Source organism: Streptomyces aquilus (assembly GCF_003955715.1).
GTDB lineage: Bacteria > Actinomycetota > Actinomycetes > Streptomycetales > Streptomycetaceae > Streptomyces > Streptomyces aquilus.
Window position 1 is genome coordinate 354,872 of sequence record NZ_CP034463.1, and the last position, 24,837, is coordinate 379,708.

Genomic DNA, 24,837 nt, shown 5'->3' on the forward strand with positions numbered 1-24,837 from the left:
CCGCGCCGCACCGTCCGACGGCCCGCGGCATCCACCACCCCCTCCTGTCTCCCCCGCCCCATGCCTTGAGGAAGGCCGCCCATGAGTGACCCCCGGCCCACCGCGTCCCCGTCGAGCAGCGAGCTCGACCAGCTTCCCGACCGTGACCGCGAGGAGACCGCCGAGTGGCAGGCCTCACTCGACGCCGTCATACGCAATGCCGGTCCCGATCGGGCGGTGTACCTGATCCGGCGTGTGCACGAGTACGCGGCCCGCGCCGGACTGTCCGTGCCGGGGCTGCTCACCACGGACTACGTCAACACCGTCCCGGCGGCCGCGCAGCCGCGGTTCGACGGTGACATCGCCATGGAAACCAGGATCACCGCCCTGAACCGGTGGAACGCCGCGGCCATGGTCACCCGCGGCTCCCGGCTCGGCCTGGGCGGACACATCTCCACCTACGCGTCGGCGGCCTGGCTCTACGAGATCGGCTTCAACCACTTCTTCCGCGGCAAGGAACTGGACGGCTCGGGCGACCAGTTGTTCCTCCAGGGGCACGCCTCGCCCGGCATCTACGCCCGGGTGTTCCTCGAAGGCCGCCTGAGCGAGCAGCAGTTGGACGGCTTCCGGCGCGAGGCCGGCGGTCACGGCCTGCCGTCCTACCCGCACCCCCGGCGCTTGCCGTGGCTGTGGGAGTTCCCGACCGTCTCCATGGGGCTCGGCCCGCTCGGTGCCGTCTACCAGGCCCGCTTCAACCGCTATCTGCACGCGCGCGGCATCAAGGACACCTCCGCCTCCCGCGTGTGGGCGTTCCTCGGCGACGGGGAAACGGACGAGCCGGAGTCGCTGGCCGCCCTGACACTCGCCTCCCGCGAGGGCCTGGACAACCTCACCTTCGTGATCAACTGCAACCTGCAACGCCTCGACGGACCGGTGCGGTCCAACTCCAAGATCGTGCAGGAGCTGGAGGCCCGGTTCCGCGGGGCAGGTTGGAACGTGGTCAAGACCCTGTGGGGCGAGGCCTGGGACCCCCTGCTGGCCCAGGACACGACCGGCGACCTGGTGCGCCGCCTGGGCGATGAGCCCGACGCCCAGATGCAGACCCTCGCCGCGCGGGACGCCGCCTACATACGCAAGAACTTCTTCGTCGGAGACGCCCTGTCCACACTCTCCGCCACATTGAGCGACGCGCAGGTGGTGGAGCTCTTCGAGAACTCCCGCGGCGGGCACGAGCCGTTGAAGGTGTACGCCGCCTACCGGGCCGCCGTCGAACACCGGGGGGCACCGACAGTGATCCTCGCCCAGACGGTCAAGGGGCACACCCTCGGGTCGGCGTTCGAGTCCCGCAACGCCAACCACCAGATGAAGAAGCTGACCATGGCGCAGTTCCGCGAGCTGCGCGACACACTCGACCTGCCCATCCCCGACAGCGCCCTCGCCGGTGACGTCGTCCCCTTCTGGCACCCGGGGGAGAACTCGCCCGAGGTGCGGTACCTGCGCGAGCGGCGCGCCGCCCTGGGCGGTCCCGCCCCCGCGCGCCGGGTGATCGCCAAGCCGCTGCCGGAGCCCACCCCGCAGCCGTTCGAGGCGCTGCTCAAGGGCTTCGGCCACCAGGAGGTCGCCACCACCATGGCGTTGGTCCGTCTGGTGAAGGACCTGATGCGGGACGGCCGCACCGGCGCCCGCTGGGTGCCGATCATCCCCGACGAGGCGCGCACCTTCGGTATGGAGTCGATGTTCCCCACGGCCGGCATCTACTCGCCGCTGGGCCAGACCTACGACCCCGTCGACGCCGACCAACTGCTGCACTACAGGGAGAGCGAGACCGGGCAGCTCCTCATCGAAGGCATCACCGAAGCCGGTTCCATGGCCGAGTTCACCGCCGCCGCGACCTCGTACGCCACCCACGGCGAGCCGATGATCCCGTTCTACATCTTCTACGCCATGTTCGGCTTCCAGCGCACCGGCGACCAGTTCTGGGCCCTCGCCGACCAGATGGGCCGCGGGTTCGTCGTCGGCGGCACCGCCGGACGCACCACCATGACCGGCGAAGGTCTCCAGCACGGCGACGGCCACTCGCACCTGCTGGCCGCCACCAACCCGGCGGCCGTCAGCTACGACCCGGCCTTCGCCTACGAGATCGCGATCATCATCCGCGACGGCCTTCGCCGGATGTACGGCGAGCAGCCCGAGAACGTCTTCTACTACCTCACGGTCTACAACGAGCCGAAGCCCCAGCCGCCCATGCCCGCGCTGCCCGGCATCGAGGAAGGCATCGTCCGCGGCCTGTACCCGTTCCGCCCCGGCGACCCCGCCGTGTCCGGCCCCCGGCTACAGCTCCTGGCCTCCGGCACCGCCGTCCACTGGGCACTGCGCGCGCAGGAACTCCTCGCCTCCGAGTGGAACGTGCGCGCCGACGTCTGGTCGGTGACGTCCTGGACGGAGCTGCGCCGGGACGCGATGGACGCCGACACCGCCCGCACGCGCGGCGAGACACGTGCGCCCTTCGTGACCGAGTCGCTCGCCGGTGCCCCCGGCCCAGTCCTGGCCGTCAGCGACTGGATGCGCCAGGTCCCCGACCAGATCGGCCAGTGGATCGAGCAGGACTACTACTCACTGGGCACGGACGGATTCGGCCTGTCCGACACCCGCGAGGACGTACGGCGCTACTTCCGCGTGGACGCCGAATCGATCACCGTGACGGCCCTGGACCGGCTGGCACGGGCCGGACAAGTGGACCCCGACACCGTCGACCGCGCCCGCAAGCACTACGGCCTGGACACCTGAAGGAGCCATACGCCGCCATGACGATCTCCGTGACCCTTCCCGCGCTCGGTGAGTCCGTCACCGAGGGCACCGTGACCCGCTGGCTCAAACAGCCCGGCGAGCACGTCCAGGAGGACGAACCGCTGCTGGAGGTGTCCACCGACAAGGTGGACACCGAGATCCCCGCTCCCGCCACGGGAGTCCTGCTGACCATCGTCGTCGGCGAGGACGAGACCGTCGAGGTGGGTGCCGAGCTCGCCGTCATCGGGCCGCCCGACGCCGAACCGTCGGCGACGACCGTGGCAACCGCCACGCCGGTGACCACGCCGCAGCCCGCCCCTTCACCGAGGCCGGTCTCACAGCCACCCGCCCCACAACCCGAACAGCTCCCACCTCCTCCCGCGCCCGCACCGACGCCCGCCCCGCAAACCGCACCTACCGCCGCACCCGCCCCGGCCCCGGTGCCGCACCCCGCGCCCGCCCCGACGCCTGCACCCGCACCCGCGGTCGCTCCGGCCCCGCACCCGATACCAGCAGCGGCAACGAATCCGCCGCCGGCCGCCCTGCGCGGGCACACCGCAGCCGTCCCCCGGCTGCGCAAGGCCGTCGGCGACAGCCTCAAGCAGGCGCTGCTGGAGCAGGCACAGCTGACCTCCACTGTCGAGGCCGACGCCACCGGCCTGCTGCGGCTGTGGCGGCGAACAGCGGACGGCTTCATGGCCCGCGAGGGCTTCGCCCTGACACCGTTGCCGTTCTTCGTCCTGGCCGCCGCCCAGGCACTCAAGGCACATCCCGTCATCAACGCCAGGATCGACACGGGCGGCGCGACCCTCACGTACTACGACACCGAGAACGTCGGCATCACGGTCGACACCGACCAGGGGCCGGTGACTCCGGTGGTGCGGGGCGCGGGCGATCTGACCGTCAGCGGCATCGCCCGTGCCGTCCACGACCTCACCGGCCACGCCCTCGCCGGCCGGCTCACCCCCGCCGACGTGGCTGGAGCCACCTTCACGGTCTCCGACACCGGAGCGCGCGGCGCCCTCTTCGACACCCTCATCGTCCCGCCGCACCAGGCGGCGGTTCTGGGCGTGGGAGCCGCGGTCAGACGGCCCGCGGTCGTACAGGACGGCGACGAGGAGTTCATCGGTGTCCGCGAGCTGGTCCATCTCTCGCTCTCCTACGACCACCGGCTGGTGGATGGCGCGGACGCCGCCCGCTACCTGGCCACCGTGAAGAAGATCGTCGAGGCCGCGGCGTTCGAGGACATACGCTGAAGCGACGGCGGTGGCCCGGCTACGCCGGACGCGACCGCCGACGGTCCGGCAGCACACGCCGGCCGGCCCCGCCGCAGCTCCGCCACGGCCCGACCCGAAGCCACTGCCCTGAGCCTCATCCACGAGGTGACCAGCGGAGCAGATGAGTTGTGTGGCCGAAGACCAGATATATACGCTCGCAGCCGGGGGTGTTCATGAAAGGCAAGAATCCAGGCTTCCTGCACGGGCGGCAGAGCGAGCGAGCGGTGCTGGACCGGCAGCTGGCCAAGGTGCGTGACGGCCACAGCGCGGTCCTCGTGCTGCGCGGCGAGGCCGGTATCGGCAAGTCAGCCCTGCTGGAGTACGTGGCCGGGACCGCCGAGGACTGCACCGTGGTACGCGCGGCGGGGGTGGAGGCCGAGATGGAGCTGGCCTTCGGAGGTCTGCACCAGCTGTGCGCACCCTTCCTCGATCGCCTCGCGCACCTCCCCGAGCCGCAGCGCACGGCCCTGGAGACCGCCTTCGGGCTCAGTGCGGGCACCCCCCCGGACCGGTTCCTCGTGGGGCTGGCGGTCCTCAGCCTGCTCGCCGACGTCGCCGAGGAGACGCCGCTGATCTGCCTCGTCGACGACGTGCAGTGGCTCGACCGCGTCTCGGCCCAGATCGTCGGGTTCGTCGCCCGGCGCCTGATGGCGGAGCGCGTGGGGTTGATCTTCGCCGTCCGCGAGGCGGACGGGGAACGCGCCCTGCAAGGACTGCCCGAACTCACCCTCGGGGGGCTGAGCGAGCCCGACGCCCGCGCCCTGCTGACCTCGGTGCTTCCCGGCCGGTTCGACGAGCCGGTGCGCAGCAGGATTCTCTCCGAAGCACGCGGCAATCCGCTGGCCCTGCTGGAACTGCCCCGGAGCACCTCCGCGGCCGAACTCGCGGGCGGCTACGCCCCACCGTCGACGGGGCCGCTCATCGGCAGGCTCGAGCACAACTTCAGCCTGCGCGTCGAGGAGCTGCCCCCGCAGACGCGGCGGCTGCTGCTGTTGGCGGCGGCCGAGCCCGTCGGTGATGTCTCACTGCTCCGCCGCGCCGCCGACATCCTCGGTGTGTCCATGAGCGAGGCCTCCCCCGCGGTGGCCGCGAATCTGCTGGAAGTGCGCACCCGGGTCCAGTTCCGGCACCCGTTGGTGCGCTCGGCCGTCTACCGCGCGGCAGGACCGACCGAGCGGCGGGAGGTGCACCGGGCACTGGCCGAGGCCACGGACGCGCGGTCCGACCCCGACCGCCGTGCCTGGCACCTGGCCCGCGCCGCGGCGGAGCCCGACGAGGCCGTGGCGGACGAACTGACCCGCTCGGCCGACCGCGCGCAGGCGCGTGGCGGCATCGCCGCGTCGGCGGCCTTCCTGGAACGAGCGGCCGAACTGACGCCCGATCCCGCCCGCCGCCGCAGCAGAGCGCTGGCAGCGGCCCGGGCCAAATACCTCGCCGGAGCGTTCGACGCCGCGCTCGAACTGCTGAACGTGGCCGAGATGGGCGCGCTCGACGATCTGCAACACGCCCAGGCCAGCCTGCTGCGCGGGCAGATCACCTTCGGATCCCGCAGTGCCGGTGCCACCGTGCCGCTGCTGCTCACGGCGGCCCGGGAGTTCGAGCCGCTCGACGCCGGCATCGCGCGCGAGACCTACCGGGACGCGTTCTACGCGGCGCTCACCGCGGGCCGCGTGTCCAGCGGCCCCGGCCTGGAGGAGGTCGCCCGGGCCGCACGCACCGCGCCCCCGACGGCTCACCCCGGACCCACCGACCTCTTCCTCGACGGCCTGGCCATCGCCACCACGGACGGCTACGCGGCGGGCGCCCCGATTCTGCGCCACGCGCTGAATACGCTGCGGTGCGGCGGCTTCACCGTGGAACAGTCGCTGGGCTGGCTCCCGTTCGCCTGCCGCATGGCCCACAACGTGTGGGACTTCGACAGCTGGAGCACCCTGTCGGCCAAGCTCGTCCGTCTGGCAAGGGATTCCGGAACGCTGTCCGTGCTGCCCTCGGCTCTCCTGCTGCGGCTGGCGAACCGGGTCTTCGCCGGTGATCTGGACGACGCGGACTCCCTCGCCGCCGAAGCGGTGACGATCGGCGAAGCCACCGGCAGCCACTTCCTCGCGCACTACGGGGCGTTGGTGATCGAACCCTGGCGCGGCCGCGAGACCGAGACGCTGCGGGCGATCGGGACGATCACCGGCGACCGGACCCTCAGCGGCGAGGGAAAGGCCCTCACGGCACCCCAGTGGGCGCTGGCCGTGCTGTACAACGGCCTCGGGCGGTACGAGGAGGCCTGCACCGCCGCCGCCAAGGGCTGCGAGTACCCGCAGGAGCTGGGGCTCGCCCTTTCCTCCCTGGTCGAGCTGGTGGAGGCGGCGACACGCAGCCGGCAGCGGGACCTCGCCGTCGAGGCCGCCAACCGCCTCGCAACCATCTGCCAGGCCAGTGGCACCGCCTGGGCGACGGGCACCTCCGCGGCGGCGCGTGCCCTGATCAGTGAGGGAGACACGGCCGACGCCCTGTACCGGGAGGCGATCGCCCGGCTGGAGAGCACCCCGGTGCGGACGGCGCTCGCCCGCACCCGGCTGCTGTACGGCGAGTGGCTGAGCCGCGAGAACCGCCGCGCCGAGGCCCGGGAGCAGCTGGCCCGCGCCCACGAGATCCTCGACCGGGCCGGCGCCGAGGCCTTCGCCGAGCGCGCCCGCCGGGAACTGGAGGCCGCCGGCGAGACCGTGCGCAGGCGCGCCAACGGCACCGACGAGGCGCTCACGCCCCAGGAGGCCCAGATCGCCCGGCTGGCCGGCGAAGGGCTGACCAACCTCGAGATCGGCGCGCAGCTGTTCCTCAGCCCGCACACCATCGAGTGGCATCTGCGGAAGGTCTTCACGAAGCTCGGGATCCGATCCCGCAAACAACTGGGCGCCGTGCTGCCGGGCGGGGCGGCGACCCCCGCCTGACCCTCCGGGAGCGGCGCCGCATGCCGCGCCGCCCCTCGTCGCCAGCCCACGCGGGCCGCGGAGACAGCCTCCCCACCACGCAGTGCGCCCACGCACCTCCGCTGACCATGGCCCGTGGCTCCACGCCGTCCATGGCCGGTCCTGTCGAGGACCGATCCCGTCGCGGTCCGACCCTGGCCAGGGCGCCCGAGGCATGGGGGCCCCAGGAGCGTCCGGGGCCAGGGGGTGACAGGCCCCAAGGTGTCCGGGGCCAGGGGGTGACGGGCCCCAGGGGCGTGCGAGGCCAGGGGGTGGCGGGCCCAGGCCACGTGTCGGCCACGGTACGACCACGGGGTGCCCCACGGTCCATCAGGGGCGCGGCAGTGCCCCTGTCGGCGCGAAGTTGGTGTCGGCGGCGAAGGAAGCCGCCGATCCCCAGCCAGCAGAGGAGCCGATCGTGGACACATCTGTGATCGCAACCCGGCAGAGTCCGCAGTCGGTGATGGTGACCATCACTGCCGCGCCCGTCGAACTCAACGACGCGGCCTTCGTGTTCGGCCGCGTCCGGCCAGGACTGCTCAAGATCGCCAACCGGATCCTCCGAGATCCCGGCGAAGCCGAGGACGTCATCCAGGAGGCGTGGCTGCGCTGGCAGGGCACCGATCGCACGGTCGTGGCCGACCCCGGTGCGTTGCTGCGCACGACGACCGTCCGGCTCGCCATCAACGTGCTGCAGTCGGCGCGCAGGCGCCGTGAGTCCAGTGCCACCCCCTGGCTGCCGGAGTCCACGGACACCGGGATGACACCGGAGGCCCTGGCCGAACGCCGGGACTCGGTGGAGCATGCCGTTCTGCTGCTTCTGCAGACCCTCACCCCCAACCAGCGAGCCGCGTACGTGCTGCGCGAGGCGTTCGGCTACTCCTACGACCAGATCGGCGACCTGCTCCACCTGTCCGTGGGGAACGCACGGCAGCAGGTCTCCCGCGCGCAGGACAGACTCAACAACCGGCGGCATCGGCAGCACGTGGACGCGGCCACCCATCGGCGGCTCGTTGAGGCGATCTTCACCGCCGCCCGCACCGGAGACCTCGACCGCCTGGAGCACGTGCTGACCGGCCAGGACGCGCCGTACTCCGGCGAGGGGACGGCCGCACGCGACGGCGCGCCTTCCTACCGGGCCACCGCATGACCGCCACGTCGCACGGGGACGTGGTGCGCGAGGTGCGCACCGGCCCTGCCGACGACCGCGGACAGTCCTTCGTGACCGACCGGTGGGACACCCTCGACCGCCTCCACCGCCTGGTCCAGGCGACGGTGGAGCGGCGGCTGCGCGAGGAGACGGGGTTCGGGGTGAGCGAAGTGCAGGCCCTGCGCTACGCGGGGAGCGGCTTCGCCGCGGACGCCGGCCCCGAGTCCATGCGGCTCGGGGAAGTGGCCGACGGGCTCGGTCTGAGTCAGTCCGCCACGAGCAGGCTGATGGCACGCCTGCGCCGACAGGGCCTGGTCATCTCGAGCGCCGTCGACCACGACCGGCGCGGCGTGCAGATGCTGCTGACCCCGGAGGGGCACGCCGCGCTGCGCCGTATCGCGCCTCGCTACGAACAGGTCGTACGGGACGCGGTCCGCGATCTCGGCTCCCAGGACGTGGATCCCCTCCTGTGGCATTTCCTCACCGGCGAGAACGACGCCCGCACGGTCAACCGCTGAGGAAGTCGCGTACGGCCGCCGTGAACCGCTCGGGACGCTCGATGTGCCCGAGATGGCCGGTCTCCTCCAGGACCACCAGCCGGGCGTCGGGAAGGAGCTGGTGCAGCATGTGCGCCCAGCGCGGCCCGCAGATGAAGTCGTCCCCGCCGACCAGCACCAGGGTCGGGACGGTGAGCCGGGGCAGTTCCCCGCGGACGTCGAACGGGGGCTCCTCCCCCCAGGCCGGTGCGGCGAACATCCGCAGGGACGCCCGCCCCGCGGCGAACTCCTTCTCGCGGCCCCAGTAGTCGTGGAAGTAGGCGGGCGAGATGAGGCGCAGCACCTTCGTCGCGCCCTCGTCGTCGGACCGGTCGACTCGGGTGGTGAGACCCGCGACGTAGGTGCCCACTTCCGGCCGCTCGCCGGCGTGCCGCTGGACGAAACTCTCCATGTTGGCCACGGCGGCCCTCCAGAACTCCTCTCCCGTCATCGGCGAGGTGTCGTACAGGACGAGGGACGCCAGGCGCCCGGGGTGGTCGAGGGCGTAGCGCTGCGCGACGAAGCCGCCGTGGGAGTGGCCCAGCAGGGCCACCTCGGCGAGGCCCAGGTGCTCGATCACCGCGTGCAGGAAGTGGGTGTAGGTGGCGAGGGTGTAGTCGCGTGGGTCGGCCAGCCGGCCCGACTCGCCCGTGCCGACCGGCTCGAGGTAGACGACGGTCATGCCGCGCTCCAGCTCGGACATGCGCAGGTACTCCCAGCCGATGCCCGGCCCTCCGGGATGGGCGACGCACACCGGGCCGGATCCGGCGACGTGGTAGCGCTGGTCGACGACGGCCGTACCGTGCCGGACGACGAGGGTGTGGGTACCCGGGGAGAGCGGGTTGCGGGGATCGACGGCTGGGCTGGGAAGGGGCCTCGGGCCCTGTGTGGCGTTCACAACTCCCCGATGGTGCGGCGGCCCGGAGCCCCACTCAAGACATTGTGCCTAGTGTCACACTGCATTTCACACTATTGCGCTCCGCCATGGAATGTCACAGAACTCCCCTTCGGGCGGTCAGATGCGTCAGAGGCATCCGCGACGAGTAAGGAGGCGCTGCCATGAGCTGGCACGAGAGAGCGGGCTGCCGGGAGGTCGACCCCGACCTGTTCTTCCCCATCGGCACCGCGGGTCTGGCGCTTGTCCAGATCGACGAGGCGAAGGCCGTGTGCGCCCGGTGCCCCGTGCGAGAGCGGTGTCTTCAGTGGGCGCTGGACGTCGGGCAGGTCGAGGGCATCTGGGGCGGCACGACGGAGAGCGAGCGCCGCGCGACCCGACGACGCTCAGCGCGTAAGGGCGCCGAGCGGATCGGCGTAAAGGCGTCCTGACCCGGACAACTCCGGGGGGTGTTCGCCGCCGCCTTCCTCCCCGAAAGAGGGAAGAGCGTGGTCGGATTGTCGGGTAAGTTCCTCGGCAGCACCCTCGGCGACGCACTGCGCTCCGCGCCGGTCACCTTGCCGGACGGCTCCCGCGATGCGGACCTGCCGATCGAACCCGAGCGTTCCACCAGCGGTTCGCCGCTGATGTCCCCCGCAACACCACGGACCTCATGGCCGTCACGCAGCGGCCCGGTCACGACTGCCGCACTGGCGGACGAGGCCTCCGAGCCCGGCTGGGAGAACATCCCGTCCTGGGCCGTGGTCGCCACCCAGGCCCGCAACATCCCGGCGCGGGCCCAGATCTTCATGGCACAGCACGCACACGCCCACATCACGCGCGTACGGGCCTCGCACGCCGTGAGCGTCCCCGCCCCGCCGACGTCGCCGAGGTGATCCAGGCGGCCGCTCGGACCGTGCGCTGACCCACCCGTGCCGCGCGTCACGAGGCGCAGGCAGGCTCCGCCCCCTGACCCCCGCACACATGGTGGCCCCCTGGACCCTCGGTCCAGGGGGCCACCATGTGTGCGGGGGTCAGCCGCGGTCTTCCGGAGCGACGTAGTCGAAGGTCGGGCCCGCGGTCAGGCCCTCGCCGTCGGGCATTGACATCAGGCTCTGTGCCTGCCCTTTGAGCGCGTACATCGTGCCCACCGACACCCCGAGCATCGCGGGATTGCCGTTGAACGCCTGCTCCAAGAGCTGAAGCAGCTTGCCGTACGCAACGTTGAACGCCTCCTGCGCCGTACGGATCGCGCTGCCCTCCGGATGGTCCTCCAGCCGCGGGTTGGGACGCATCGGGCGCACCCCGGCGGGGTCGACGGTGAGCGTCTCGCCGGTGGGCCCTGTCTCCGGTGTGTCCCCCGGCTGGTAGCGCCGGCCCTGTGCGAGCTCCTGGAAGCGGTAGTAGTGCGAGACCGCCTTGGTCTGCGGGTGGAACAGGTCCATGTCCCCGTCCCATACGTCGACGCGTGCCGCGCCCTCGCCCTGCTCCACGATCTCCTCCAGGGCGGAGAGCGCCGAGGCGAGATCGGTGACCGGACGCAGCCGCCCACCGGTGTGCCCGAAGGGTCCTGCCGCCACCTGGCGGGCGGGATCACCGGTGAAGACCTTCTCCTCGCCGAGCTCGGCGCACAGGTGTCGCAGGCCCTTCTCGATCGCGTCGTAGAACTGACCGATCGTCATGTAGGCGTCGCCCTCGGCCGGGTCGCCCGGGTGGGCGGGTTGTTCGAGCCGGAGGAACATGGTGACCGCCTCCTGACCGAACGGCAGCAGGGACAGCTGCATGGAGGGATCGGCGTGCGGCATGGGCCGCGGATGCGGGGACAGTATCCGCGGGGTGTCGACGCGAGGTCGCCCGCCGACCGCGTTGAGGAGGTTTGCCACCAGCGCCAGGTGGATCATCTCCTCGACGAACACGCTGCTGACCACTTCGACGGCGTGGGCGTTCCGCTCGGGGTCGAGCGAGTAGAGGGCTGTGAGGTAGGGCGGCAGCGTGGCGTGTTCCAGCTCGATGGCCCACTGAAGGTGCTCGCGCAGGCCCTCCTGCGTCGTGATCGAGCGGAACCTGGCCTGGCCGGTGGGGTCTTGTTGATTCATGAGGGTCTCACCTGGGTTTCGTGCGTACGGTTCGGCCGCGGCTGCAGAGCGACCTGTGGTCACCGGCGTCGCTGCCGGCGGGGACCGCGCGGGGCGGCCGGTGGTGGGGCGCGGGGCCGGTCATGCGGCTTCCGTGCGGGAGAGGCGGACGGCGGAGATGTCGAAGCTGAGCCTGACCTTGTCGCTGATGAGGGCGCCGGCGGTCTCGACGGGCGTGTTCCAGCCGAGCCCCCAGTCGGAGCGGCGCACGAGTGCGGTGCCGGAGAAGCCGACACGGTGGTCTCCGCTCTCGTCCTGCGTGGCCCCGTCGAAGGCGAGGTGGATGTGGAGAGGGAGTTCGACGTCCTTGATTCTGAGGTGGCCCGTCAGACGGAACTCGCCGTCTCCGCGGTCGGCAAGGCCTGCGGAGCGGAAGAGCATCACCGGATAGGTGGCGGCGTCGAGGAAGTCCGGGCCCGCGAGGTGGGTGTCCCGCTCAGGGCTGCTGGTGTCGATGCTGCCGGCCTGGACGCTCAAGTAGGCCTCGGAGCGGCTGGGTTGGTACCCGTCCAGCTTGACCAGCCCCTCGAACGCGCCGAACCGCCCGCGTACGTTCGCGATCATGGCGTGCCGGACGGAGAAGCCGATGGTGCTGTGTGCCGGGTCGATGGTGTAGACACCTGTCAGCGCTGGGTACGGGACGACGGTCGACATAGATCGGTCCTTGCGGTCGCTGGTCACGACGATCAGTCGTTGCGAGCCGTCGCCGTGAGCCTGCCGATGATGGAACGGACCGTGGCCGAAGAGGTTCGGGCAAGGTCCGCAGAAGGACAGACAGGTGAGGGCCCGCGTGTGTGACACTGGGGCCGCCGCCCGGACGGCGTTTCGTGTGTCACAGCGTGTCGACGCGTCAACGGGCCGTCGTCACGCGCGTCGTACGGTCAGCATCGCGGGATCGCCCGCGTCGGGCGGGGGGGGAAGCCGGGCTCGCCCGGCTCGGCGACGCTGTCGTCCCGCAAAGCCGTCCACAACCAGAACGTCTCAGTGTGCTCGCCCAGGACACCGGTCACGATGAAGGACCGAGGCACGCCAGGGCGTTGCGGCAGAACGCGACATTCCGCGACACCGCGCAGAGCGGTCTCAGGCAGGGTGCAGGGGTGGACGATGACTCGTCCGCTCATGTCGGCGGGCAGGGACGTGAGCCGGGTCGTCAAGGCGGCCAAAGTGCCCAGCACATCGACCCGCGCGTTGCCCAGCGCCTCTCCGCACCATTCCCGCACGGTGCGCGGCATCGGCCTCGCCTTACAGGACGTCGTAGAACTCGGCATCGACGCCGCAAGCCTCTCCGGAGGCACGCTCGTCGGACGTGCGGGCGAACGGGACGACGGCGAGTGCATGCCCCACTTGACAGGTCCGGCGCCTCATCTGTGACGGGATGTGGGCCCAGGACCGGTAACACACGCCCCAGCGCAGAATCTCCGCCGGCTCGCCCCCCTCTCCCCTCCCCCCGTGCTGATCGGCGAACCCCGTAACACTGTGTGCCACTATGGTGCGTGCATCCGGCGCAGCACACGATGCTCGCCGTCCCGGCCCGCCGCGGCCGCACAGCCTCCCCGGATCCCGGCCGCGGCCCCTATCACGAGGGATGTACCGACCATGCCTGCCATCCTCATCCACGGCGTTCCCGACACCCACCGCGTGTGGAACGGCGTACGTCGGCACCTGACCCGCTCCGACGTCGAGGCCTGGGACCTGCCCGGATTCGGCACCCCCCGCCCCCCGGGTTTCGGATCCAGCAAGGAGGAGTACGTCGACTGGCTCGTCGAGCGCCTCGAGCGCGTCGGCGAGCCCGTGGACCTGGTCGGTCACGACTGGGGCTGCATCCTCACCGCCCGCGTCGCCTCCGTCCGCCCCGACCTGGTGCGCACCTGGGCCGGCGGCAACGGACCCATCAGTTCCCGCTACGTCTGGCACCCTCTGGCCGAGACCTGGCAGGACCCCGTCGCCGGCGAGCGGTTCATGGCCGAACTGGAGCCTGAGTCCTTCGCGAAGGACCTGGTGAACGGCTTCGACGCGCCCGCCGAACCGGTGGAGGAGATGGTCCGGCACGTCGACGGCACGATGAAGGACAGCATTCTGCGGCTGTACCGGTCCGCCGTGACGATGGGGACGGAGTGGGAACCGGCCCTGTCGAACGTCACCGCACCCGCACTGGTGTTCTGGGGCGAGCGCGACCCGGCCTGTCAGATCGAGTTCGGCGACGAACTCGGCGCCGCCCTGCGCGCCACCCGCGTCCTCCATCTCGACTGCAACCACTGGACGGTGCTGGAGCGGCCCGCGGAGGTGGCCGCCGCCCTCGAGGCGCACTGGGCGCAGGGCACCGGACGCTAGCCCGTCGCGGACGGCGACGAGGGGCACGGGCCGACGGACCTCCTCGGCCACGGTCGTGGAAACCGGACGTCGTCCGCGCCCTCGTCGCGCTGCTCCGCCCCGCCCTCGCAGGCCCTCGCGCGGCCTCTTCGCCCCGGGCCGGTGTCACAACCCGCGGGTTCTCGCGGTCTCACCGCATGAGGACACACCAGTGTCCGGTGCGCGCGAACAGAGACGGAATCACCATGTCGCGAGAGAACGGGTTCGTGATCGTCGGGGGCGGCCTCGCCGCGGGCAAGGCCGCCGAGGAACTCCGGCAACAGGGCTACGACGGTCCGCTCGTCCTCATCGGGGACGAGGCGGAGCGCCCCTACGTCCGACCGCCGCTGTCCAAGGGATACCTGCTCGGCAAGGAGGACCGCGAGTCCATTTTCGTGCATCCCGAAAACTGGTACCGAAAGCACGACGTCGACCTGCTGACGGGAACGCGCGTCACGGCCGTCGACCCACACTCCCGACAGGTCGAACTCACCGGCGGACGCCGGATGTCCTACACCAAGCTGCTCCTGGCGACCGGATCGTCGCCCCGCCGGCTGACGGTGCCCGGGGCGGACCTGGACAACGTGCTGTACCTGCGCCGTGTGGGGGACAGCGAGCGGCTCAAGGCTGCGTTCACCCCCGGGGCCCGGATCGTGATCGTCGGCGGCGGCTGGATCGGCCTGGAGACCGCCGCGGCGGCCCGGACCGCCGGGGCGCTGGTGACCGTTCTGGAGCACTCCGAGCTGCCGCTGCTGAAGGTGCTCGGCCGGGAGGCGGCCGAGGTCTTCGCCGACCTGCACCGGGACCACGGAGTCGTCCTGCGGCCCCACGCCGCCGTCGAGCGCGTCACCGGTGACGGCACCCGCGCCGACGGCGTGCAGCTCGCCGACGGAACCCGACTGCCCGCCGACGCCGTGGTGGTGGGCGTCGGCATCACCCCCAACGTCGAGCTCGCCGAAGCGGCGGGACTGGAGGTGCGCAACGGCATCGTCACCGACGAGCGTCTGCGCACCTCGGCCCGGGACGTACACGCCGCTGGGGACGTCGCCAACGCCTATCATCCCCGGCTCGGCCGGCATCTACGGGTGGAGCACTGGGCCAACGCCCTGCACCAGCCCCGCACGGCGGCACTGGCCATGCTCGGCAAGGAGGCCGCGTACAACCGGCTGCCGTACTTCTACACCGACCAGTACGACCTCGGGATGGAGTACACGGGTTACACCGAGCCCGGTGGTTACGACCGCGTCGTCTTCCGCGGGAATCCGGCCGAGCGGCGGTTCATCGCCTTCTGGTTGTCCGGGGACCGGGTCCTGGCGGGCATGAGCGTGAACGTGTGGAAGGTCATCGACTCCGTCCGTGCCCTCGTCGAGTCCGGTGCCTCCGTGGCGGACGCGGCCCTGTCCGATCCCGAGACGCCCCTCGACAGCCTTCTGCCCTGACGACCGCCGCGAAGGTGACCGTGGCGCCCTCCGACGCAGGAGCGGGCGCCGCTGCGTACGGCCGGGAAACCGTGTCACACGATCTGTCCCTGTCCGGTCAGCACTGCATCGGTACGACCCGCCGGACGACATCGGACTGTCCCTTCCCGGGAGCCGTGGCGGGCATCGGCCGGAATCAGGGATGGCACCGCCTTGTCGGGTGCTGTGCGAAGGGGTGACGCCGGATGGACCGGGAACAGGACGACGAGACGGTGCCGATCGCGGAGCTGCTCGACGAGCGACGCCGACTGCTCAACGTGGCCTACTGGATGCTGGGCCGGAGCCAGGACGCCGACGACGCCGTGGCTGAGACCTACCGGCGCTGGTACGGCCTGCCCGACGACCGCCGGATCCGCATCGCAGAACCCCGGTCCTGGCTGGTGAAGACCGTCGGCGGCATCTGTCTGGAGCGCTTGGCGCCGGCCGGGCGGTCGCACCCGGGCACGGTCGGCGCGGCACCTCCTCAGGACCTGGAGGAAGAGGTGAGCCAGGCCCTTCTCGAGGCGCTGGACACGCTGTCACCGGCCGAGCGGGCCGCATTCGTCCTCAACGATGTGTTCAGGGTGGCTCCGGGGACGGTCGCCGCCATCGTCGGACAGACGGAACAGGAATGCGGCGAACTCGCCGCCCGGGCTCGGCACAGCCTTCGGACCAGGTGGGCACACCCCACGACGCCACAGCAGCACGACCGTGTGGTGCTGGCGGTCCGACAGGCCTGCGTCGCGGAGAACCCCGCCCGCCTGACGTCCCTCCTGGCACCGGACGCCACGGTGTTCTTCGACGGAGGCGGCAAGGTCAGAACCCTGACCCGGCCCGTCCACGGCGCACGGCGCGCCACCCGCAGCCTGCTGACCCTGCTGGCCGGCCGCCCTCGCACCACACTGCACTGCCAGTCCGTCAACGGCCGCACCGGGATAGTGGTGCGCTACGGCGACGAGGTCGCCGCCGTCATCAGCCTGGACGTCGCGGGCGACCACGTCGTGCAGATCTGGGCGGTCCTCAACCCTGACAAGCTCCGCCACTGGAACCGGGCGGCCACGCAGGAGAGATGAGGGCAAAGCGCGTGGACCGGGCCCCCGGTCTGCGTGCCACCGGTGCCCCTCTGACCGCGGAGCCGGTCTCTCCAGGCAACGACCCGGGCGGTCCGCACCGTGTCCACACCCCTGAGGCGCCGCTCACACAAGGCGGAAGGACAGTGGCAGGCATCTCATCCGACAGGGGCCTCTCATCACCACGTTGCATCTTCCGGGTTCGGAACTCGTACGCTGTGACATACGATGCACCCACATACATCCCCGGGTCCGAGCCGAGCGGCACCGCAGCTGACTTCAGCGAGGCGCGGCACGGAGGGTTGAGGACGAGAGGAAGACATGGTCTCGGCAACGCGCGCAACGCATGAGATTGAGGTCACTGCGGAGAGCCTCCAGGAGGACCTCGCCCGCCTGGAGATTCAGAAGCGGGCACTGGAGCGGGAACTGGCCGCCGTTGCCGCCCACCTCGACTCCGTCCAGCGCGCCCTGAGCGCCCTGACGGTCCTCATGGCCGAGCCGTCCGGCGGCCGCGCCGCCGAGCAGCCCGAGCAGGCGAAGGCCGGTACTCCGGCCGCCACGCCCGCAAGCCCGGCGCGGAAGCAGTCAGCGCCGCGACAGGCGGGACCCACGCAGAAGGAGAAGCCGACGCCCTCCTCGCGTGCGGAGGCCGACGAACCGCGCAGCTACGGCGCACTCACCGAACAGATCCTGGAGTACTTCGCCGGCGTCGGTGACGCGGAGGTCCGCGCGCGCGACGTGGCCGCGGCGCTCGGCCGGGACACCGACTCCGGGAGCATCAATGCGGTGCGCAGCACGCTCGACCGCCTGGTCGGCACGTCCCGCGTACGCCGGGCCGGCCGCGGTCTCTACCGCGCCCAGAAGTCCTGACCGGAGTCCTCCCGGCTCCGCGCACACAAAATCACGCAGTTGCCTCGGACGCCTGCTCGCGGGGGATCGCACAGGCGCCCGAGGCACGCACCCGCAGACGGACGGTCCGCGGGTGGGCGAGCGCTCCCACACCGGCCACTAAGCGTGTCACACGGTGTTGGAGTCGCTGTGAAGAGTGTATAGCACTCACATTGTCTTTGAATCCACCGCCCCGCTTCCCGCCCCCCTCCCGGACGCCAGATGCCACGCCCGGCCCCCTCCCCTTCGCGCCGGCTCCTCCCCCGCCTGAACTCTCCGGCAACTCGCCTAGTTCAAAAGGGCTGTTATGCCCCTTCCATGCAGCTCGGCCACAACACACGTGTGACGAAAACAGCTACTCTTTTCGTGGCCGCTGCAACAAACACGGCCCTATAGTCATCCGCGCATCGAGTTGTCGCCCGGGCCTTCCCCCACGAACGCGGCCATGCCGCCGGCGCGCCTTGATGCCCATGTTTCTTCCTCTGAGGAGCATCACCTTGCACAGAAGAAAGAAGGCCCTTGGCGTGCCCATCGGCATCGCCGTGAGCCTGCTGGTCGCGGGCTCCCTGCTCTCCCAGCCCGGCCATGCGCTCGCCGACGACCCCAGCGCGACCGCGGACTCCCGCCAACAGGCGTTGCTGGCCGCCGCCGAGGAGTTCGACATCCCGTCGAGCGTGCTGCTCGCCCTCTCCCACCAGGAGTCGGCATGGGAGGGCCACGGCGCCCTGCCGAGCACCAACGGCGGTTACGGACCGATGAACCTCACGGACGTCACCCCCGCCATGCTGGCGAGCGGTGCCGCGGGCGCAGCGGGCCGGGCCGACCTCGGCTCCCTCGCCGCGGACCCCGCACTGCACACCCTGCGCCAGGCGGCCGAGCTGACCGGACTGTCCGTCAAGTCCCTGCGCGAGGACGACACCGCGAACATCCGCGGGGGTGCCGCCCTGCTCGCCGCGTACGAGAAGGAGTTGGTCGGGGCGACCCCCGCGGACCCCTCCCAGTGGTACGGGGCCGTGGCCCGATACAGCCAGGCCAAGCAGAAACAGGCGGCTGCCTCCTTCGCCGACCGCGTCTTCCGCACGATCCGCAGTGGCGCCTCGGCGACGACCCAGGACGGCCAGCGCGTACACCTGGCCGCCGGCCCGTCCGTCGATCCCGCCCGGGCGCAGATCAACTCCCTGCGCCTGAAGGCCGCGTCGGCGGCAGCCGCCACCGAATGCCCCACGACCGTCGAGTGCACCTTCGTCGCCGGATCCCCGGTCGGCCGTCAGGTCGCCGACCGGCCGGCCAACGGCATCCGCATCGACACCATCGTCATCCACGATCTGGAGTCCACTTACGACGCCGGCGTGGCGGGTCTGGCCAATCCCACGAACCCCGCCGCGACCCACTACGTGATGTCCTCGACCGGCGCGGTCACCCAGATGGTGCCCACCAAGGACATCGCCTTCCACGCGGGGAACTACTCGACCAACCTGCACTCGATCGGCATCGAGCACGAGGGGTACGCCGCGCACGGCGCCGCCTGGTACACGGAGGCGCAGTACCAGGCCACGGCGGACCTGGTGAAGTACCTGGCCGGACGTTTCGGCATCCCGCTGGACCGGCAGCACATCGTCGGCCATGACAACGTTGCCGGACCCAACTCCGCCCTGGTCTCCGGCATGCACTGGGACCCGGGTTACGCCTGGGACTGGAACCACTTCATGAGCCTGCTCGACGCCCCCGTCAGCGGTGTGTCCGAGGTGCCACAGCCCGGCTCCGTCGTGTCGATCAAGCCGTCGTTCGCGGACAACGTGCAGACCCTCCAGATCTGCCCCTCCGACGACCCGACCGGCCAGACGACCACCTGCACCGAGCAGCAGCACCCGACCAACTTCGTCTACCTGCACACCGCCCCGAGCGAAACGGCACCGCTCTTCGGCGACCAGGCGATCCACGGCACCGCGCCCGGCACCGACCGGGTGAACGACTGGGGCAGCACCGCCCAGGCCGGGCAGCAGTTCGTCGTCGCGGACGTCCAGGACGCCTGGACCGCGATCTGGTTCAGCGGTGCGAAGGTGTGGTTCCACAACCCCGGCGGCGTCAACACCCGTACCAGCTACGGAGTGAAGATCGTCAAACCCGCGGGCCCTACTCCCGTGCCTCTCTACGGCTCCAGCTACCCCGACAAGGCCGAGTACCCGGCCGGCCTGGGCGCCTCCACACAGGCACCGCTGAGCATGTACGCCATCCCGACCGGACAGGCATACGTGGCCACGCGGGAAGCCGCCGCCACCGACGACTACTTCCCCTCTGGCGGAGCGGTGGTCATCGGAGGCAAGAAGATGTACACCATCCAGTACAACCACCGTGTCGCCCTCGTCTACGCGAACGACGTCACCGCGACCACGGCCGTCCACCACTGGGAGAACGACGGCAACTGAGCATCACGTCACGGTAGTTGAGTAACACAAGAGGGCCCTCACACGAAGTGCCGCCAGGCACACTGTATGAGGGCCCTCGCCTCGCGTGTCCAGCAGCACCGGCCCTCCCCTTCCCGGACAAGCCAGTGGGAGGCCTTCGACACCGGGTTACTGAGTGCCGCGGAACGACAACGCACAGACCGTGTCGACGTGAGCGCATACATCGGCATCCGCCGACCCGTCACACGCGCGGGGCGTCGTCGGTCAGTAGGACATGAGTCATTCCCTCGCGTCGAAGACCGCCACCGATGAGCCTGTCACTGTCATCAAGAGCTACACCGTGCCGACGGACGAAGCCGACCACTTCACCGTCGTGTACCAGGAGAACGCCCGCATCATGGCGGCCCAGCCCGGCTTCATCCGCTCCCGCCTGCACCGCCCCCTCGGCGAAGGCCCGGAGACCCGCTTCGTCCACATCGCGGAGTGGACGTCGGGGACCGCCCTCGACAGAGCCACCGAGAACCCCGAGTGGCATGCCTCCCTGGAGCGCATGTTCGCCGACCCCGGCCTTCACATCACCTCGGAACCGGCAAGCTACCGCGTCGTCGTCGAACTCCACAGCGCAGCGTCGTGATCGACACGACCGGACTGCTGCTGACCGTCCTGGTCACCACCGCGAGCGTCCAGGACCCCACGGCCGCGAGACCCTCCCGGCCCGTTCCGGTTGTGAGGGCTGGGACGTTTCCCGGTTGTGGGAGCGCAGGGGTGGATAGCGTGCCCAGGTCACTGTTCATGTGAGCGTGCACCACGTGCACAGGGGGGAAGTCACACATGAGGAGCATGCGCAGAGCGCTGGGGCGGCTGTCCGCGGCGTTACTGGCGGGGGCCCTGCTCGTCCTGGTCGGTACGGGAACCGCCCAGGCCACCACCACGGTCGAGATCCCGGCGGCCACCGACGGCGGTATCTCCGCGACCGTCAAGTTCTACGGCGCCGTGGTGCCCCAGCCCTACAACCCGGATCCCACCGCCTACTTCGGCTACCGCAAGTGCCAGCTCATCTACCACGACTACGACCCGACGGCAGGCTGCGGCGGCTTCAAGCTGAGCGTCATACTGCACAACGTACGCAACCAGCCCGGCTACATCGCGGGCCTGAGCAGCACCGGCCGCTACTTCCAGGCGTACGCCGACACGGCCCGCACGTTCGGCTGCCTGCGCGCGGACGGCACGTTCGACCACAGCACCAGTTTCGTGGTCCGTACCCAGCAACAGCCCCTGTCGGCGACGTACTACGAGCCCGACAGCAACTACATCCTCTACGCGCACCGGAACTACTCCGGCGAGTACGGGCCGCATTTCTACGTCAACTTCGCGCCCGTGCAGGTGGATTGCCCCGACGGTATGACACCGACCCAGTACGGCCTCAAGGTCACGAACGTCAACGTCACCATCGACGACGCGAACGTCTTCGGCGACACGACCTGGAGTACGCCGGGGCCGTTCTACGCGTAACGACACCCAGGACACATACGCGCACGAGGGCCCCGGCAGCGCACCCGGGCCCTCGTTCCGTACGCGCCTCAGCTTGCTTCTTGCGTCTTTATGGTCTGACCTCGAATGACCCGCCCAGGGGTGTCAGGTGTGGCTCGCACACTTCTGCCGCTTGGCACGATCCGGCGAGGAGCGTGCGGTCAGGCCGCGAAGGAGTCAAGCAGTTCGTTGTACTGCTTGGCGGCTGTGTTCAGGTCTTCGTCGGAGAGGCCGAAGGCGGTGCCGTACAGCTTGACCATCGGCTGGATGTCGAACTGGCACAGCCGCAGGGTTGCGTGCCAGTTGCTGAGGAGCGTCTCGATGGTGGTCTTGTTCGCGCCTTCGGGGGTGTAGTGCTCGGCGGGGACGCCGGCGGTGACGGCGACGACGGCCTTCTTGCCGGCCAGCTTGGAGGGAGAGCCGTCCATGGTGAAGGCCCAGCCGAGGGTGAAGACCTTGTCCTGCCACTGCTTGAGCAGAGGGGTGGTGTTGTACCAGAACACCGGGTGCTGGAAGACGACCACGTCGTGGTCGGCCAGCAGTGCCTGCTCGGCGTCGACGTCGATCCGGAAGTCGGGGTAGGTGGCGTAGAGGTCGTGCACGGTGACATGGGCCAGCTCGCGGACGGCGTCCACCAGAGCCTTGTTGGCCTTCGACTGGGACAGGTCGGGGTGGCCTACGACAAGGAGAACCTTGGACATGATGAGGAACCTTTTCAGTGATCAGTGAAATGGGTGAACGGACGCGGGGTTGGTTGGGTGCGACGGGTCAGTACGTCGCGGGTCGGATCACCGGTCGATGGTGGCCATGTTCGCCTCGTTGTGGCGTTCGCCCGCGGCCGGTGTGAGGTTGTTCAGACGGTCGAGCTGAGCGGCGCTGAGTTCGATGCCGTCGGCGGCGGTGTTCTCTTCGACGCGTGCGACCCGGCGGGTTCCGGGGATGGGGGCGATGTCGTCGCCGCGGGTCAGCAACCAGGCCAGCGCGGTCTGGGCCGGAGTGGCGCCGATCTCGGCTCCGATGGCCTGTACTTCGTCGACGATGCGCAGGTTGCGCTGGAAGTTCTCGCCGATGAAGCGCGGGTTGGTCTTACGCCAGTCGTCGTCGGCGAAGTCGTCGACGGTGCGGATCTGCCCGGTCAGCAGGCCGTGTCCGAGCGGCGAGTAGGGCACGAATCCGATGCCGAGCTCGCGCAGCAGCGGGAGGATCTCGGCCTCGACGTCGCGGGTCCACAGGGAGTACTCGGTCTGCAGCGCGGCCACGGGATGGACGGCGTGTGCCCGGCGGATCGTCTCGGGACCGGCCTCGGAGAGGCCGATGTGGCGCACCTTGCCTTCGGTGACCAGTCCGGCCAGCGCGCCGATGGTCTCCTCGATGGGCGTGTTCGGGTCGACGCGGTGCTGGTAGTAGAGGTCGATGTGGTCGGTGCCGAGCCGCTTGAGTGAGCCTTCGACCGCGGTTTTCACGTTGCCGGCGCTGCTGTCGATGACGCCGGGGCCGTCGCCGGCGTGGGAGACGAGGCCGAACTTCGTCGCCACGACGACGTCGTCGCGGCGGCCCTTGATGGCCTTGCCGACGATTTCCTCGCTGTGGAAGGGGCCGTAGATCTCGGCGGTGTCGATGTGGGTGACGCCGAGGTCCATGGCCCGGTGGATGGTGCGGATCGACTCGGCGTCGTCGAGCCCTCCGCCCGTGGTGTACATGCCGGCCATGGTCATGGCTCCCAGGCCGATGCGGGAGACATCGAGACCGCCCAGTGATACGTGCTTCATCAGTACTCCTTGTCGTGACGGACGTCAGGCCGGTCGGTAGTCGTGAGTAGTGGGGCGCCACCCGTTGGCGGACCGTGCAGGGGTGATCCGTGCGCCGCCGGCGCGGGCGCCGTTGCCCGGGGAGCGGGTCAGAGCCGTAGGCGCACCCGTCGGCCTCGGCCTGGCATGGTGCCTCGGCGTGGGTGTCGTCATGGGTCAGGCTGCGGCGGGTCCGCGTGGCTGAACCGGCTGCGCCGGGTCAGTGCTCGTGGGCCGCTGGCTCCAGAACGAGGACGGGGATCTCACGGTCTGTGTTCTTCTGGTAGTCGGCGTAGTCGGGGAACGCCTCGACGGCTCGGGCCCACCACAGGGCCTTCTCGTCCCCGGTCACCTCGCGTGCCAGCATGTCCTGGCGCACCGGGCCGTCCTGAAGCTCGACTCGGGGGTCGGCCACCGCGTTGTGGTACCAGACCGGGTGCTTGGGGGCTCCTGCCATGGAGGCGACCACGGCGTAGGCGCCGTCGTTCTCCACTCGCATGACCGGGGTCTTGCGGATCTTGCCGCTCTTTGCGCCCAGGGTGGTCAGGATGACGACGGGCAGGTCCCGGAGCCTCTCGTCTTCCTCCCGTGCGACCAGGACACTCAGCGTCGTTCCCTGCGTACCGCCGGAGCTTTCGCACAGCTCCACCTGGTCCCGTACAAACTGCGCCTTGCTCGGCTCGTACTCGCCTTTGAGGGGCATGTCGACTCTCTCCGTGCTGTCGAAACGCGCACCTGGCGCGCTCCTTCGTCCTGGCCGGGGTGCGGGGCATGGTCCTCAGGCGTGGTGGCCGTCGTAGGCCAGCGCGCCGCCCAGTTCGCGGGATGCCTCGGCCTGGGCGAGGAGTTCCTTCGCCTTGGCCTCGGCGGCCTCGATGGCGTCCGCACCGGCGACGAAACGCAGCAGCGGCTCCTCCTGCTGGGCGATGGTGAGCAGGGCGCGGGCGAGCTTGGCGGGGTCGCCGGGCTGCCGGCCGTTCATGCTCTTCATGCCCTCGATCCGGGGTGCGGTGCGCGGGGCGTAGTCGTCGATGGACAGCTCGGGCCAGGTGGTGGAGCCGTCCACGAGGAGTTCGGTGCGGAAGTAGCCGGGCTCCACGATCGTGGTGTGGATGTTGTACGGCTCGACGTCGTAGCGGAGGGACTCCATCCAGCCCTCTTCCGCGAACTTGGAGGCGGCGTAGGCGGAGGTGAACTCCATCCCGACCAGCCCGGCGGTCGAGGTGATGGTGATGACGTGGCCGGCGCGCTGCTTGCGCAGGATCGGCAGGATGGCGCGGGTGACGTTCATCGGGCCGAAGAGGTTGGTCTCGAACTGCTTGCGCATCTGCGCGGGCGAGATCTCCTCGAAGTAGCCGGTGAAGAGGTTCCCGGCGTTGTTGATCAGGACGTCGATGCGGCCGAAGCGGTCGACAGCTGCCTGCACGGTGGCCTCGGCGTCCTCCGGGCTGGTGACGTCGAGCCTGGTGACCAGCAGGTTGTCCTGCGGCCCACCCAGGCTCTTCTCGACCTCGTCGGGGCGGCGGCCGGTGGCGACGACCTGGTGGCCGGCGGCGAGGGCCTCGCGGGCGATGTCCGTGCCCAGGCCGCGTCCGGCACCGGTGACGAGAATGACCTTGCTCATGGAGGATTTCCTTTCACGTGCCGTACTCCGGC

The 24,837-nt window shown here is 70.4% G+C and carries 22 protein-coding genes; 14 read left to right on the top strand and 8 right to left on the bottom strand.

From position 1 onward, the window contains the following. The first annotated feature begins 81 nt into the window (after positions 1-81). The 5 genes from aceE to EJC51_RS01715 all read left to right on the top strand — a co-directional run bounded on the left by aceE (position 82) and on the right by EJC51_RS01715 (position 8,668). Positions 82-2,766 carry a pyruvate dehydrogenase (acetyl-transferring), homodimeric type gene (gene aceE / locus EJC51_RS01695; protein ID WP_126269352.1) on the top strand — a complete coding sequence of 895 codons (2,685 nt, stop codon included), beginning with the start codon at positions 82-84 and terminating at the stop codon, positions 2,764-2,766. 17 nt (positions 2,767-2,783) lie between these two features. Further along, positions 2,784-4,022 carry a 2-oxo acid dehydrogenase subunit E2 gene (locus EJC51_RS01700; protein ID WP_126269353.1) on the top strand — a complete coding sequence of 413 codons (1,239 nt, stop codon included), beginning with the start codon at positions 2,784-2,786 and terminating at the stop codon, positions 4,020-4,022. A gap of 194 nt (positions 4,023-4,216) precedes the next feature. Then, positions 4,217-6,982 (top strand): ATP-binding protein, encoded by a 2,766-nt coding sequence (locus EJC51_RS01705; RefSeq protein ID WP_126269354.1) that lies wholly within the window; start codon positions 4,217-4,219, stop codon positions 6,980-6,982. A 436-nt stretch (positions 6,983-7,418) separates the two neighbouring features. Continuing rightward, a complete protein-coding gene (locus EJC51_RS01710; protein ID WP_126269355.1) occupies positions 7,419-8,150 on the top strand; it encodes a sigma-70 family RNA polymerase sigma factor in 732 nt (243 codons plus the stop codon). Then, positions 8,147-8,668 carry a MarR family winged helix-turn-helix transcriptional regulator gene (locus EJC51_RS01715; protein ID WP_126269356.1) on the top strand — a complete coding sequence of 174 codons (522 nt, stop codon included), beginning with the start codon at positions 8,147-8,149 and terminating at the stop codon, positions 8,666-8,668. Before EJC51_RS01710 ends, EJC51_RS01715 begins: the two co-directional genes overlap by 4 nt. Here EJC51_RS01715 and EJC51_RS01720 read toward each other — a convergent pair. Continuing rightward, positions 8,658-9,584, bottom strand: coding sequence for an alpha/beta fold hydrolase (locus EJC51_RS01720; RefSeq protein ID WP_126269357.1), 927 nt, complete (start codon positions 9,582-9,584; stop codon positions 8,658-8,660). The two genes, EJC51_RS01715 and EJC51_RS01720, sit on opposite strands and share 11 nt — an antisense overlap. A 161-nt stretch (positions 9,585-9,745) precedes the next feature. On the opposite strand from EJC51_RS01720, the gene EJC51_RS01725 reads away from it, so the two are divergent. Together EJC51_RS01725 and EJC51_RS01730 are read left to right on the top strand one after the other, a co-directional pair. Next, positions 9,746-10,012, top strand: coding sequence for a WhiB family transcriptional regulator (locus EJC51_RS01725; protein ID WP_126269358.1), 267 nt, complete (start codon positions 9,746-9,748; stop codon positions 10,010-10,012). A 57-nt stretch (positions 10,013-10,069) separates the two neighbouring features. Next, on the top strand, positions 10,070-10,456 hold the full coding sequence (locus EJC51_RS01730; RefSeq protein WP_126269359.1) for a hypothetical protein: 387 nt from the start codon (positions 10,070-10,072) through the stop codon (positions 10,454-10,456). A gap of 138 nt (positions 10,457-10,594) precedes the next feature. Here EJC51_RS01730 and EJC51_RS01735 read toward each other — a convergent pair whose 3' ends face one another. The 3 genes from EJC51_RS01735 to EJC51_RS01745 form a co-directional block, all read right to left on the bottom strand. Further along, positions 10,595-11,656, bottom strand: a complete 1,062-nt coding sequence (locus tag EJC51_RS01735) for a ferritin-like domain-containing protein (protein WP_126269360.1) — start codon at positions 11,654-11,656, stop codon at positions 10,595-10,597. 120 nt (positions 11,657-11,776) lie between these two features. Next, positions 11,777-12,349 (bottom strand): YceI family protein, encoded by a 573-nt coding sequence (locus EJC51_RS01740; protein WP_126269361.1) that lies wholly within the window; start codon positions 12,347-12,349, stop codon positions 11,777-11,779. A 227-nt stretch (positions 12,350-12,576) separates the two neighbouring features. Continuing rightward, the gene (locus tag EJC51_RS01745; RefSeq protein WP_126269362.1) at positions 12,577-12,927 is read right to left on the bottom strand and encodes a hypothetical protein; all 351 of its coding nucleotides are present in this window, start codon (positions 12,925-12,927) and stop codon (positions 12,577-12,579) included. Positions 12,928-13,291: 364 nt separating this feature from the next. Between EJC51_RS01745 and EJC51_RS01750 the strand changes: the two genes are divergently transcribed. The 7 genes from EJC51_RS01750 to EJC51_RS01785 all read left to right on the top strand — a co-directional run bounded on the left by EJC51_RS01750 (position 13,292) and on the right by EJC51_RS01785 (position 21,376). Continuing rightward, positions 13,292-14,026, top strand: a complete 735-nt coding sequence (locus tag EJC51_RS01750) for an alpha/beta fold hydrolase (RefSeq protein ID WP_126269363.1) — start codon at positions 13,292-13,294, stop codon at positions 14,024-14,026. 224 nt (positions 14,027-14,250) lie between these two features. Beyond that, positions 14,251-15,483, top strand: coding sequence for an NAD(P)/FAD-dependent oxidoreductase (locus EJC51_RS01755; protein WP_126269364.1), 1,233 nt, complete (start codon positions 14,251-14,253; stop codon positions 15,481-15,483). Positions 15,484-15,707: 224 nt separating this feature from the next. Next, positions 15,708-16,574 carry a sigma factor gene (locus EJC51_RS01760; RefSeq protein ID WP_126269365.1) on the top strand — a complete coding sequence of 289 codons (867 nt, stop codon included), beginning with the start codon at positions 15,708-15,710 and terminating at the stop codon, positions 16,572-16,574. A 318-nt stretch (positions 16,575-16,892) separates the two neighbouring features. Beyond that, a complete protein-coding gene (locus tag EJC51_RS01765) occupies positions 16,893-17,441 on the top strand; it encodes a hypothetical protein (protein ID WP_126269366.1) in 549 nt (182 codons plus the stop codon). A 542-nt stretch (positions 17,442-17,983) separates the two neighbouring features. Next, the gene (locus tag EJC51_RS01770; RefSeq protein ID WP_425276778.1) at positions 17,984-19,885 is read left to right on the top strand and encodes an N-acetylmuramoyl-L-alanine amidase; all 1,902 of its coding nucleotides are present in this window, start codon (positions 17,984-17,986) and stop codon (positions 19,883-19,885) included. Positions 19,886-20,138: 253 nt separating this feature from the next. After that, positions 20,139-20,498 (top strand): antibiotic biosynthesis monooxygenase family protein, encoded by a 360-nt coding sequence (locus EJC51_RS01775; RefSeq protein WP_126269368.1) that lies wholly within the window; start codon positions 20,139-20,141, stop codon positions 20,496-20,498. Positions 20,499-20,704: 206 nt separating this feature from the next. After that, positions 20,705-21,376 carry a hypothetical protein gene (locus EJC51_RS01785; RefSeq protein ID WP_126269370.1) on the top strand — a complete coding sequence of 224 codons (672 nt, stop codon included), beginning with the start codon at positions 20,705-20,707 and terminating at the stop codon, positions 21,374-21,376. Between the two features lie 179 nt (positions 21,377-21,555). Here EJC51_RS01785 and EJC51_RS01790 read toward each other — a convergent pair whose 3' ends face one another. The 4 genes from EJC51_RS01790 to EJC51_RS01805 all read right to left on the bottom strand — a co-directional run bounded on the left by EJC51_RS01790 (position 21,556) and on the right by EJC51_RS01805 (position 24,805). After that, complete coding sequence (locus EJC51_RS01790) at positions 21,556-22,095, bottom strand: NAD(P)H-dependent oxidoreductase (RefSeq protein ID WP_126269371.1); 540 nt, start codon at positions 22,093-22,095, stop codon at positions 21,556-21,558. An 87-nt stretch (positions 22,096-22,182) separates the two neighbouring features. Next, entirely contained in the window at positions 22,183-23,163 is a 981-nt protein-coding gene (locus tag EJC51_RS01795) for an aldo/keto reductase (protein ID WP_126269372.1), read from the bottom strand. Between the two features lie 238 nt (positions 23,164-23,401). Then, positions 23,402-23,884, bottom strand: a complete 483-nt coding sequence (locus EJC51_RS01800) for a nitroreductase family deazaflavin-dependent oxidoreductase (protein WP_126269373.1) — start codon at positions 23,882-23,884, stop codon at positions 23,402-23,404. A 75-nt stretch (positions 23,885-23,959) separates the two neighbouring features. Next, a complete protein-coding gene (locus tag EJC51_RS01805; protein ID WP_126269374.1) occupies positions 23,960-24,805 on the bottom strand; it encodes an SDR family oxidoreductase in 846 nt (281 codons plus the stop codon). Between the last annotated feature and the right edge of the window lie 32 nt (positions 24,806-24,837).

Coding starts and splice junctions, on each gene's coding strand:
- EJC51_RS01800 (WP_126269373.1), bottom strand. CDS start 23,884: ATGCCCCTCAAAGGCGAGTACGAGCCGAGCAAGGCGCAGTTTGTACGG.
- EJC51_RS01745 (WP_126269362.1), bottom strand. CDS start 12,927: ATGCCGCGCACCGTGCGGGAATGGTGCGGAGAGGCGCTGGGCAACGCG.
- EJC51_RS01785 (WP_126269370.1), top strand. CDS start 20,705: ATGCGCAGAGCGCTGGGGCGGCTGTCCGCGGCGTTACTGGCGGGGGCC.
- EJC51_RS01735 (WP_126269360.1), bottom strand. CDS start 11,656: ATGAATCAACAAGACCCCACCGGCCAGGCCAGGTTCCGCTCGATCACG.
- EJC51_RS01795 (WP_126269372.1), bottom strand. CDS start 23,163: ATGAAGCACGTATCACTGGGCGGTCTCGATGTCTCCCGCATCGGCCTG.
- EJC51_RS01805 (WP_126269374.1), bottom strand. CDS start 24,805: ATGAGCAAGGTCATTCTCGTCACCGGTGCCGGACGCGGCCTGGGCACG.
- EJC51_RS01760 (WP_126269365.1), top strand. CDS start 15,708: ATGGACCGGGAACAGGACGACGAGACGGTGCCGATCGCGGAGCTGCTC.
- EJC51_RS01750 (WP_126269363.1), top strand. CDS start 13,292: ATGCCTGCCATCCTCATCCACGGCGTTCCCGACACCCACCGCGTGTGG.
- EJC51_RS01725 (WP_126269358.1), top strand. CDS start 9,746: ATGAGCTGGCACGAGAGAGCGGGCTGCCGGGAGGTCGACCCCGACCTG.
- EJC51_RS01715 (WP_126269356.1), top strand. CDS start 8,147: ATGACCGCCACGTCGCACGGGGACGTGGTGCGCGAGGTGCGCACCGGC.
- aceE (WP_126269352.1), top strand. CDS start 82: ATGAGTGACCCCCGGCCCACCGCGTCCCCGTCGAGCAGCGAGCTCGAC.
- EJC51_RS01700 (WP_126269353.1), top strand. CDS start 2,784: ATGACGATCTCCGTGACCCTTCCCGCGCTCGGTGAGTCCGTCACCGAG.
- EJC51_RS01755 (WP_126269364.1), top strand. CDS start 14,251: ATGTCGCGAGAGAACGGGTTCGTGATCGTCGGGGGCGGCCTCGCCGCG.
- EJC51_RS01790 (WP_126269371.1), bottom strand. CDS start 22,095: ATGTCCAAGGTTCTCCTTGTCGTAGGCCACCCCGACCTGTCCCAGTCG.
- EJC51_RS01765 (WP_126269366.1), top strand. CDS start 16,893: ATGGTCTCGGCAACGCGCGCAACGCATGAGATTGAGGTCACTGCGGAG.
- EJC51_RS01705 (WP_126269354.1), top strand. CDS start 4,217: ATGAAAGGCAAGAATCCAGGCTTCCTGCACGGGCGGCAGAGCGAGCGA.
- EJC51_RS01775 (WP_126269368.1), top strand. CDS start 20,139: ATGAGTCATTCCCTCGCGTCGAAGACCGCCACCGATGAGCCTGTCACT.
- EJC51_RS01740 (WP_126269361.1), bottom strand. CDS start 12,349: ATGTCGACCGTCGTCCCGTACCCAGCGCTGACAGGTGTCTACACCATC.